Source organism: Pedobacter sp., assembly GCF_031119335.1.
Taxonomy (GTDB): Bacteria; Bacteroidota; Bacteroidia; order Sphingobacteriales; family Sphingobacteriaceae; genus Pedobacter.
Genome location: NZ_JAVHXT010000003.1, coordinates 259,680 through 271,254, shown reverse-complemented (window position 1 = coordinate 271,254; position 11,575 = coordinate 259,680). Strand labels below are relative to the sequence as shown.

Here is an 11,575-nt window from a genome sequence, read left to right as displayed (position 1 = left end):
ATGCTGCCCTTTCAGGGCGTTTTTTAAGCTTGTTTTATAATCACAACGCGATGCATTGTGTGTTAGGTTATGTAAGCCCTTCAAGCTAATTACCGTGGCGCTTACGCATTGTTTATGAGTTATGCTGCCCTTTCAGGGCGTTTTTTAAGCTTGTTTTATAATCACAACGCGATGCACTGTGTTAGGTTATGTAAGTTATGTAAGCCCTTCAGGCTAATTACCGTGGCGCTTATACATTGTTTATGAGTTATGCTCTTTCAGGACGTTTTTTAGCTTGTTGTATTAATCACAACGCGATGCATTGCGTTAGGTTATGTAAGCCCTTCAGGCTAATTACTTTAGCCATTATCAAGGTGTGCGTTATTTATGGCTGAAAGCCTAATTACGTAAGCCAATGGCAACGCCATTGCCCAAGTGTAATGGCCATCGCCCTGAAAGGGTAGCATATTACAGAATAAAACAATTTCTGAACAGTTATCTAGTTCTTCAACATTTTAAAAGAGAAAAATCCTAGTAGCCCAATAATCACCGCCATTAAACTCCAAAGCCAAAGTTTGTTTTCAAATAAAGGCTTCTCGATTTTTACAGTGTAAGATGAATTTTTCTGCTCCTCACCAACATCAACGCTAGTTAAATTCAAAGGGATTTTATTTTCAAAATTTTGAATTTCGTAATTAGGAGATATAGCGTTTGCTTTGCCGTAATACAATGCGTAATTTGCTTTTAAATCATCAAAACGGGCAATCAATTCATAAACATTTCCCTTTAATTCTAAGCCGCTTAAACGTAAGGGTTTATTGTCATGGTTAGCTATCGTGATTTTAAGCTTATTAGTAATGACATTAGAAAAGTTAAATTCAGGTTTTTCCAAAGAGCTGATGGTGCCATCATAAACGGTAGCAAAGTTGTATTGAACACCTTTCTCAGTCTTGATACTATCTGTAGCATACTCAATCCTAATAGGACGATAAAAATCAAAATCACTTTGTGCATTTAATTTAAGGAAAGCAATTGGAACAGCATTCTTCAGGCCTACTTCAATAATGGTTTGCTTGTCCTTTGCATCATTTTTAAGCTCGTAAGATTGATATTTTACATTATCATAAACACCTTTAATGGTATCAGTTTTATTAATCAGTGCTTCTAATAAGCCAGGTTTTTTAGGGCTTTTGATTCGCAACCTATAGTATTGATAGTTCGAATTAGGAAAACTGAGTTTAGTGAATTGATAATCTGTTTGGTTGTTTTTGATGGACAAAATGCGGTAATCCTTCAAAACTGTAAACCATTCTGTGTTGGCGTTACTACCTTCTAGTGTTACTAACCAATTGAAATTCGTTTCCTTAAAAGACAGCGCAATTTGGTTAATGATTGCAGCGCTGTTCAGCTGAAACGTGTAAAAATACCCATCAGCAGTTTCACTTTCATTAACAGGTCTAAAATCAACCTCTTTAGATATTATTTTTTCGGCACGTTGTTTCAAAAGGTATGGCACTTCTAAGGTGTCCTTTCCTTGTATGCCAAAAATTCGTAAATCTTCAAAACCAGCATTTACTTTTTGGTATAAATCATCGGGTATTTTGAGTTTATGCCAATTTGCAGTTACACCAGTAATTGGTCTCTTCAATTGATAAGTATTGGTTTGCGCTTGCGTAGAAGTAATGCAAACCGATAGCGCTAGCAATAGCTTAATTTTTAACTTCAGCTTCATCAATAATTAAATGTTTGTATTTATTATAAAGGAATGAAATAATCAATAGCAGTACGCCTAATGATACAAAGACGATGGTTTTAGAAATGGTACTCAAGTAAGCAATGTCGTAAAAGAAAAGCTTAATTAACGTGATGCCGAATAACACCATAGCACCAATTCGCAAGTGTTTTTTGTTCTTCGCTAATCCAACTCCAATTAAAAATAGCGAATAAACACCCCATAAAATGCTCAAACCTAGTTTGTAACTTCCGTCCGCCCTCATCAATTCTATGATGTTAATTAATTCGCTACTGATGATCCAGAGCGTAGAAATATACACTACATAATCTAACAAGAGCTTGATGTCTTTTTTTAACAGACCAGAGTTTCTCAACTGGTAAAGTTGTACAATTAACAATGCAAAAAAAGCAATTGCCAAATATCTAATACCAATATTAAACCAACCAATAACAAAATATTGCTGCGGCATTAAATAAGCCTCTCTCAGCTCACTTAAAATATACAATCCGCTTACTAGAAACGAGAAAATAACCAAAAGGTTAATTGCTAAATTAGCTATTGCCAACTGACTGTTTTTGAGTTTTTTAACGTTGATAATGGTAAGTGCCGAAGCAAAAAGTAAAGTGTAAATGTAAATCCAAGCACTTTTAATATCAAGATGGTTGTAGTTGTAACGGTAATCGTTGTAAATGTTTTTTTGGTTAGCATTAACAATTACTTTGGTTGTTTCGTACAGGTTGTTGAAATACCTCGAAATTTCTATCTCTAAAGAAAAGTATGTAGCAACTAGTAGCATTCCCGGAATGGCATAAGTCAACACATCTCTCATCCACGACCATTCTTGGGCTTTTTCGCTGTTGCTTCGGTGTACATTTAGTATCCAAATAAAACTCGCTACAAAAATAACAGCAGTTAAAAAGACTACATTTAAAAACGGGGCGATGATTACCTTATCGTAAACGTAACCTGCAGCCGACCAATCTTCCAATAAACTTATAAACGCCAAGAATATTAGTGGAAATGATAGCTTTTCGTAAATCACTATCTTTTTTACTCTGCCAAGATAGAACAATATAGCAGCTTCTACAGTCCAGAAAATTGTAACCCATCCACCGTTTAGCTGTACTGGAACTGCTAAAGTGATGAAGGTAATTACCATTGCTAAAATAAGGTAGAATAGGTTTTTATCAGCCAGTTGCTTTTTATAAATAATTATACCTACCACAAAGTGGATAATTGCATTAGCTAATGTAAACAAGCCCAATAATTCTCCGCCAATTTTGTCTCCAGACAGAAGAAAATAGCCAATACCATAGTAAATAAAGCTATTTAAAAGCAATAGGATAACATCGGTAGCTCCAAATATCTCCTTTTTACTCACCTTGTAGGCTAGGTTAGTGATATAGAAAATAAGGAAAAATACTGCCGAGAAAGTTAGTGCAAGCTGAAAATGATCTTTCGCAACGTAAGAGCTTATCATCCAGCTTAAAAAGATAAGCCAACTTAATGCAAATGAAGCATAAAGTAAAGATTTCCAATACTTTTTAAAGCTTATAATTAGGATACCTACATTGATAATAGCCATGTAAGTAAACAGTACAGCTACTTTTCCAGAGCCATCGCTCAACAAAAAAGGAACGGCATAAGCGCCTACCAAACCAAAATGCGCAATAATTTGTCGGTTATATTTGATAGCAGCAACTACTGTAAATGAAGTGAAAACTACCATAAGGGCAAATGCCATTGCTTGCGGTATGAGTGCATAAAAATCGTAAGCGGCATAGGTGATGAAATACATAATAGCTACTGCACCACTTACTAAAACAGCAGAAAATTTTTCGTATTTAGTTTTAAGTTTGATGGCGAATGCCAATAAACCTGCACCAACCAAATACCCTAACACAATACGTGTTAATGGACTAATTAACTGGTTATCGATAGCGTATTTTGCACCAATACCTACGCCAATAATTAAAATTAGTATACCTATTTTGCTAATCAGATTTTCGCCAATAAACTTTTCAAAATCAGATTTAACCATATTTTGCCTGCTAAACCTGTCAGTAAAACTGGGCTGTTGAAATTTGGGCGGGGTAATTGGTTGAGGGGTAGCATTTTCTGCAATAGGAGTTGGAACTTTAGCGTAGCTAACTTTTGCAGGTGGAAACGCAGGTTTAATGCTTTCTTCTTCTAATATTTGTTTGCCTGGAAATCTTAGGGCGTTTACCTCTTTTCTTAACGCTGCTATTTCAGCTTCGAAGCTTTGCTGCCTGATAGATAGATTTTCAATTCTTGCTAGTAACAGGTTTATTTTTTGAGAATTATCCATTAGTTTTTCTATTCAATAAAAGAGCACTCAGTAATGCAAGGTTAGCGAAATTATTTTAAAATTTATTTTAGTTCTTACTCGTTAAAGATGTAGCGTGAGGTGGGTTTTCGTTATTGATTTGATGGTGACGATGTTTTAAGCTAGGTATTAATAGCAAACCAGCAATCAAAATAGAAAAATCTGTGATTCAGGTTGATATAGTATAAAGTTTTGGTATAGCTTTTTTGTTTGCGCTTATAATTAAGTTTTTTTAAGCATAAGTATGTATTAATACTTAAAAAATGAGTATTTTTTATTTTAAATTACCATGTTTTAGGTATTCTATTTTTGTGAATTATTCTTCATATTTGTGAGTATATGAAGAAACAAATCAACGCCTCTCTCTTTTTAAGTATTTTCTCTGTTATGTTTTTTTGGGGATGTGATAAGGAGAATGTTAATAGGGAATTTGGCCAGTATGCGGTTGCAGTTAGTTACTTAGGAGACGACTTCTTGCGGTTGCGTTTTATAATAGATGGCAAAGAATGTGGTAATTTTGTTCCTGTGCCAAAGGTAAACCCAAGCTATGTTGAAGATTGCAGTGCATTGCGCAAACCTGATAATTTAACCAACGTTTTCGTGCTTAAGAAAATCCCAATAGGTAGACACGAGCTGGAGATAAAAACGGAAAATGGAGCGCTTGTTAAAAAACTAGAGTTTGAAATGATAAATAAGGAGTGCGTTTTCCAGAATTTAGAAATTGAACTAGATTAAAAAAGTCCCGATTGGGACTTTTTTTATATACCTAATAATGTAGAATGCTTGTTAAGCAGCTCCTGGAGCTCGTGCGGATAAAGGGGCTTCTTTAATAATTTAATTACTAAAGGATTTGCTTCTGCCTTTTTAATGTCGCCAAAGTCTAAAGTAGACGATAAAATTGCCAATTTACAATGGTCTAAAAATGGTCGTGGAAAGTTTTTATAGACCTCAAGAAACTCGAAACCATCCATCTCGGGCATTTGTATATCTAGCAATATGAAGTCTGGCCATAGTTTAGGGTTATCTAGGTTTTTGTTAATATATTCAAGTCCCTCTTCTCCAGATTGAACCGAGATAATTTCTTCAAAGAAACCCGATAATCTAATTATTTTATAATTGATTTTTAAGTCGATATCATTGTCGTCAATTAACAACACTTTTCCTGTCTTATTTGGCATTTGGTATCGTTATTTTAAAAGTTGTACCATCTTCTATATTTGAGTTAACGTTAATAGTGCCATTAATCTTATTCAAAGCCTCTTTTACTATAAATAAACCCAAGCCACTACCGTGGTGCATCTTACTTTTAAAGAACTGCATAAATATTTTTTCCAGATGCTCTTTTAAAATGCCCATTCCATTATCGTTGATATTGATATGTGCATTGTGAGCATCAACATCTATTTCGATATTAACGGTTTTGTTTGGCTCGCTAGTTTTTTGATACTTAATGGCATTTGATATGAGGTTGCTCATGATCACTTCAATACGGTAAGCATCGCCTACAAATTTAACATCTTGGTTAATTTTTAGGTTAAATGAAGTGTCTTTGTCAGAATAGGAGTGTAGTTCTACCAATTCGGCTACAAGTGCATTAAAGTCTATTTCTGTTTGGTCAGAAACTTCTTTTGCGTTTTTATAGTACTGAAGCGTTTTTTGTATGTAGTAATCGAGCTTATTTGAACAAGTTTCTATCAATCCCCAATATTCGCCGCTAGAATCATACAAACCTTCCATTTTAACCAGATTGATAATGCCAATTACAGAAACTAAAGGTGCTCTTAATTCATGAGAAATACTGTAGATGAAGCGGTTAAGTTCGTCGTTGGTTTTTTCGAGCTCCGAAATTTTGTTGCGCAAATCTATTTTCGCTTTGTAGGCATCGTAAGCATTTTTGATGGAATTGTGCAGTTCAAGGTCATTCCAAGGTTTGGTGATATACCTATAGATGTCGCCATGGTTTATTGCATCTGCCAGTGCCTCTATATCCGTGTAGCCAGTTAATAAAATACGGATAGGGTCGGGGTGGGTTTCTACAATACTTTTAAAAAACTCTACACCAGTAGTGTTGGGCATTTTTTGGTCGGCAAGTACTACATGTATGTCTATGTTTTGCATAATCATCAATCCTTCTGCTGCCGAAATGGCGGTGTAAATCTCGTACTGCCGCCTAAAGCTCGCTTTAAAAGCCTGAAGATTATTTTCTTCATCATCTATGTATAAAACGCGTACAGTAGGATTGCTCATGTGCCTTTATAGTATATTTACCTGCAATGTAATAATAAATTCAGTTCCTTTTCCAACTTCAGAAATAACTTCAATATGTCCTTTATGTTTTTCGATGATGCTAAAAACTATAGATAAACCCAATCCTGTGCCTTCTCCAATATCCTTAGTGGTAAAGAAAGGTTCAAAAATACGATGTTTAACTTCGTCGCTCATTCCTGTTCCACTATCTTTAATGCTAATATACACTTGTTGGTTGCTATACCAACTACGGATGGTCAAAAATTCTTCTTCTTCCTGTGTTTCTTTACTCTTAATTGCCTGAACAGCATTAGAAACCAAATTCATAAAAACTTGGTTAATCTTTCCTGGCATACATTCTACCTTCGGAAGATTGCCCAGGTCTTTCACCACAGTCAAATTATCGGGCAGGGTATTTCTAATTAAAACCAGTGTAGATAAAAGCCCTTCGTTAAGATCAATGGCCTTCATATCGGTTTCATCTACACGGCTAAAGTTTCTTAAACTTCTTATGATTTCTGCCGTACGCTTAGCACCCTCGCTAATGCCCGACAATAGAGAAGTAATTTCGTTATTAATAAAACCTAAGTCAATCTGTCTTTTGTAAGCTTCTATCTCCTCAATTTGAGGTTTTACATCTTTGTCTAAATCGATGTTTTCGTATTTTTTAATGATATCTTTTAAATCATCTATATCTAACTGTAGTGGTTTTACATTAGAGGTTACAAAGTTGATAGGATTGTTAATCTCGTGTGCAATACCTGCCGTTAACTGACCTAAAGCCGCCATTTTTTCGGCATCAACCAATTGAGATTGAGTGGATTTTAAATTATGAAGCGTTTCGTTAAGCGTTTCGTTAGCGCTTTCTAGTTCTTCGGTACGTTCTTTAACTTTGCGCTCTAACACAACGTTTTGTTCTTTTATCAACCTTTGGTTTTCTAACGATGCGTTTAGGGCTTGTGCCTGTGCTGTTTCGTTTTCCTTTTTAAAGTAGTTGATTTTATCTGCAAGCGCAAAAGAAAGCAGCATTACCTCTATTGCAGAACAAATTTGTAGCAGGTAAGTAGTAAAGGTGTTGTAAGGAACAATTCCGTAATCTTTTAATACAAAGAACACTGCACCAACCAATAGAATTGACCAAGCTATTAGGTAAAAGCCAGCGGGTTTAAAGTGCTTTTTGAAGTAAACATGGTACGATGCATACATCGCAATAGCAGCACCAGATAAAGTTAGTACTTGCATTACTATAAATGCTACATTGCCTCCAAAAGCGAATAATATTCCAAGATTTATTAATACCAATATCAAATAAATATTAAAAAGCTTATGCGATATAGGCGAAAATAATTTGGTGTTAAGAAATGATATGGTGAACAAACATGCGAAAATTAGCCCTAGCAACGAATAAAGTATGACAGAATTTTGGTCGATAAACGAATTAAGATCCCAAATATATCGTAGTCCATATCCTTGTATGGAGATCTGTGCCAGCCAGGTAAACAAAATGTAAAATACATAAAATATGTAACTTCTATCTCGTACTACAACAAACAGAAACAAGTTGTACACAAACATAATGAGCATTACCCCGGTATAAATGCCAAAGATGATATCTCTAGTAGCGTGTTTTTCCAATAGTTGATTTTCTGTAACTATAGAGATTTTTGTGATAAATACTTCGTGTGGCTTTAATTTCAGGTAAACGGTATCATGAATGCCAAATTTATTTGGAAGTGTAAACGCATAACCCTGATTGTTTTTCTTATCACCATCTTTAAAAACACTATAAATAGGCTTAGAAGTAAGTTTTTGATCTTGTAATTGATAATATGACGTAACAGAAGAGAAACGAGATTGCTCTACAAAAATTAAATCGTTATTAAATATTAGGTTATGATCTGTAGTTAATCTAATCCAAAATGTGGCATCACTTGCACCGAAATTTAGAATGTCGGTTTGTGCCTCGTCAAAGCTCATTTTAGATAGCTGGTTAAGCCCTAATTTGCCACTCTCGTCTTTTAAGTGCTCAATTTTAAAAGGAAACTGGTTTTGGGCTGCTCCGAAGCAACATATACCCCATAAAAGAAGTATCGAGAGGGCGAGAGCTTTTCGGATGGACTTAATGATCATGTTTTTGATAAATCAAATAGTAGGGTTATTTTTTCATTTTGTTTAGAAATGATATTTTTCTTGGAAATAATATCACGACGCATATCTAAAATGTTTGTTTTTTCAGGTTCGGTTGTAAGGGGTAAATTTACGATATCGTGGTTAAACATCACTGTTGCAGTCATATCGTCTTTAGGATAGTAGAATTTTCCGTCGTTTCCTAGCTCTTTAACTACTTGAAATCCGCCTCTTACTACGTTTCTATAAGTTGCTGGTGCAGCAAGGCCAAATAAGGTAGTGAGGTTAATAAACTTTGCATAAGCTACACACGCGGTACTTAAATGGTTGCTGCCTATTCCTAATCCTGCAATTTCGAACGAGTTCCATACGCCTGCAACTTCGCCAGTGCCAGCATCGGTATGGTCGTCAACCATTTTGTAAATTTTTTCATCCATATAGCCTACTGCTTCTTCAATAGGAAGTGCATTTATTCTATTTGCTCTGTGTACACGACCACCGCCGAGCGCTTTTCCGGTATCTGCATCAGTTACTAGCATAACGTACACATCTGGGTTTAGTACCCAATCTGCTCGTGCTGAGGTAATTTGCGTAATTCCGAAAATTTCTAGAACACGCCTGTGCCCGTCAACGAACTGCATACAAGCGTCTCTATCTTCAACCGCTCTAAATGCGGTGAATTTAATATGTTTGATATTTGAATTATGCTCTTCCAATGGAGAAAATTTTATTGTTCGACTTTCTGATAGTTCTTTCTGGAGATGGGCTTGCCTCGAAAATCCTAAACATAAACATAGATGTTTGGTTTTCTGGTTTGTCAAAAATAAGATTTAGCTCTTGTTCTGCGTTGGTTAAATATTGTCTCCTTTCTTCTGATATGGTGGTGTCTTTTTCTATTGAGTTTTTGTAGAAAAACAACAAAGGCACATTTACTGGGTGTATCTGTAAGCCTTTCGAAGTAGCGCCCAGCCATAATTTTTCTGCCGCAATACCACAGTTTATCCAAGAAGTAACTTCGTTGTTTGGCATGGTAATTAAGCCGATTGCTGATGAGCTGATAAATTGTTGCGATAGTAATCTGTTGAAAGCACCACCACCCTCAATTTCTTCCAGAAAATCGATCATTTTCCTATTCTGGAGTAATCTAATTCCCAGTAAATCGTTGTTGTTTAAGTCTAGTGTGTGTATGCCAATTCCATCTTGGGCTTCATTTGTTTGCGCTACAGTCCAGCGCATTTCTCTAGTAATGAAATCTTCGTGGGCTTCTGGAATAAATATCCTAAATAGATCTGTAGCAGTGGCAATTTCAGATAGTTCTTTGATTTTTGTTAAGTCTTTTATAAAGGTTAGCTTGGCTCCTTCGGTCTGGCTTACCAAATCATTAAAATAACCGATGTATTCTTCGCTTAGTTCAGTTCTTTGTGCAGGGCTTTTTCGGTTGGTGTGTCTAAGTGGTATTTGTTTTTCTAGTAGAATTTCTTCATTTGTAGCTTCGGTGTTGCTATCGGTAAATGTAAATATAGCCAAATGCTTTGGTGCAAATTCTGGAGTAAGTTTCCATTCTGCTTTCAGCTTAAGAGTGGCAGCCTTTAACAATAAGTTTTCTATAGCGGCTCCAATAGAAGTGTAAGATGAAACAAATTGTGGATCTAAGTAGGCTAGGGCCGTGCTTTCATCTAAAAATACATGTAGCCGCTTGTTTTGGTAGTGTAGCCGCCAAGGCTGGTTGTTGCCGCCAGATGGTGCTAGTTTTATTGCCTCTACTAGCAAGTTCAATTCGCTTTCTGAAAGTTGCTTGCTGTTTTCAACTGGTAGATCTAGATTGTTTTCTTTAATGAAGGTAGTGAGTTCTTCTATACTTAAGGGTGTCTTTAAATTTTCCGGTTCGGCAATTTTCGCTTCTGGAACAGGATCGCTAATCAGCTCATCCAGATCTAGGAAAAATCTACCAGAAACCTTTAAGCTGTTGAGTAATATTTTGCGAGACAGATCTGCACTTACGCCACCACCAAAAGTTACTGCGCTGGCTAATTGAGGCCAAGTAGAAATTGAGCTCATCAGTTCTACCGCAGAAGCCTTCATTCTGGTAGAAAGTGTTTCGAAACCTGTTACTGCGGTAATATAGGGTACTTTTTCATCGAAGGTTTTCAAGTCTTTAAATTTCTCCATGTCTAGGTGGTCAACCATTCCATGAAGAATTGGACGTTCGGGCTCTAAATCGAACCTTTCTATGTCTATGGTACCACGGTCACTTCCTTCCATAAGCACTGGAATTTGAAGTTGTTTTGCTATTTTTCTAGCATTTATTTTAATATCGAAGCTGTCACATTCGTCTATAAGTAAGTCTAATTTACCATTACCTATCAGAAACTCTTCAATGTTTTCATCAGTAATTCCTTTATCATAGCAAGCTACAGGTAAAAAAGGGTCTATTTCTGCTATTTCTCTGGCAACAATAACTGTTTTTTTAAGAGTGATGTTTTGAACTCCCGTTCTAATACGGTTAATATTACTTAGGTCTAGCTCGTCAAAATCTGCAATTCTAAGTTCTCCAAAACCACGTTCCATCGCCAAGGTTAACGATACGGATTGTCCAACAGATAGGCCAACTACACCAATTTTTTTGGTGCTAAGTATTTGCTGTTCTTTTTCCGTGATTTTATGTTTGTTCCTATTGGTTCTTACAATTATAAACTCGGCTTCATCCAGTAGGTGAACTAATTTGTTAGACCAAGGATAATACACCCAAACGCCATACTCGTCACTATTGCCTAATTTTTCGCTTACCGCGTTTTGAAATTCATCTTTTGGAATGGAAACCGCAGTTGGCTTAATACACTTTAAAAATTCTGCAACTTGATCCCTAATTGTGTCAAAAACTTGAAGGCCGTTATGCTGGACTATAATTTGCTCGAATTTTGATCTGTCTTCTTGGTCGGAGAGCCTTAGGATTAGGGGTTTATATAAATCTTTACTTTTTTGTGTCTGCGCTATCAGTGCGTGCAACGGGGAGGATAAAGCTTCTGTATTATACATTATTGTATTCTAAAAATGAATTTCCGACATAAAAATGAGGTTTTTCGTAGCTAAAAGACTAAATTAGTTTTTTAGAATTACAATAAAAAAGTATTTTTAACTTT

Annotated in this window: 8 protein-coding genes; 1 reads left to right on the top strand and 7 read right to left on the bottom strand. The window is 35.7% G+C overall.

Annotated features, from left to right (window positions below):
• Positions 1–478 precede the first annotated feature (478 nt).
• Positions 479–1,711 (bottom strand): hypothetical protein, encoded by a 1,233-nt coding sequence (locus REI64_RS05055; RefSeq protein WP_308849016.1) that lies wholly within the window; start codon positions 1,709–1,711, stop codon positions 479–481.
• On the bottom strand, positions 1,689–4,043 hold the full coding sequence (locus tag REI64_RS05050) for a DUF2339 domain-containing protein (RefSeq protein ID WP_308849015.1): 2,355 nt from the start codon (positions 4,041–4,043) through the stop codon (positions 1,689–1,691). Before REI64_RS05050 ends, REI64_RS05055 begins: the two co-directional genes overlap by 23 nt.
• A 357-nt stretch (positions 4,044–4,400) precedes the next feature.
• Between REI64_RS05050 and REI64_RS05045 the strand changes: the two genes are divergently transcribed.
• Positions 4,401–4,796 (top strand): hypothetical protein, encoded by a 396-nt coding sequence (locus REI64_RS05045; protein ID WP_308849014.1) that lies wholly within the window; start codon positions 4,401–4,403, stop codon positions 4,794–4,796.
• 23 nt (positions 4,797–4,819) lie between these two features.
• Here the strand turns inward: REI64_RS05045 and REI64_RS05040 are convergent, their stop codons facing one another.
• Genes REI64_RS05040 through REI64_RS05020 form a run of 5 tightly spaced genes read right to left on the bottom strand, consistent with a single transcriptional unit; the run spans position 4,820 to position 11,471 of the window.
• Complete coding sequence (locus tag REI64_RS05040; protein WP_308849013.1) at positions 4,820–5,239, bottom strand: response regulator; 420 nt, start codon at positions 5,237–5,239, stop codon at positions 4,820–4,822.
• A complete protein-coding gene (locus REI64_RS05035) occupies positions 5,229–6,308 on the bottom strand; it encodes a hybrid sensor histidine kinase/response regulator (protein WP_308849012.1) in 1,080 nt (359 codons plus the stop codon). Before REI64_RS05035 ends, REI64_RS05040 begins: the two co-directional genes overlap by 11 nt.
• Positions 6,309–6,314: 6 nt before the next feature.
• Positions 6,315–8,438 carry a 7TM diverse intracellular signaling domain-containing protein gene (locus REI64_RS05030; RefSeq protein WP_308849011.1) on the bottom strand — a complete coding sequence of 708 codons (2,124 nt, stop codon included), beginning with the start codon at positions 8,436–8,438 and terminating at the stop codon, positions 6,315–6,317.
• Positions 8,435–9,151 carry a hypothetical protein gene (locus REI64_RS05025; protein ID WP_308849010.1) on the bottom strand — a complete coding sequence of 239 codons (717 nt, stop codon included), beginning with the start codon at positions 9,149–9,151 and terminating at the stop codon, positions 8,435–8,437. Before REI64_RS05025 ends, REI64_RS05030 begins: the two co-directional genes overlap by 4 nt.
• Positions 9,138–11,471 (bottom strand): Rv1355c family protein, encoded by a 2,334-nt coding sequence (locus tag REI64_RS05020; protein WP_308849009.1) that lies wholly within the window; start codon positions 11,469–11,471, stop codon positions 9,138–9,140. The genes REI64_RS05025 and REI64_RS05020 overlap by 14 nt, the downstream gene beginning before the upstream one ends.
• Positions 11,472–11,575 lie beyond the last annotated feature (104 nt).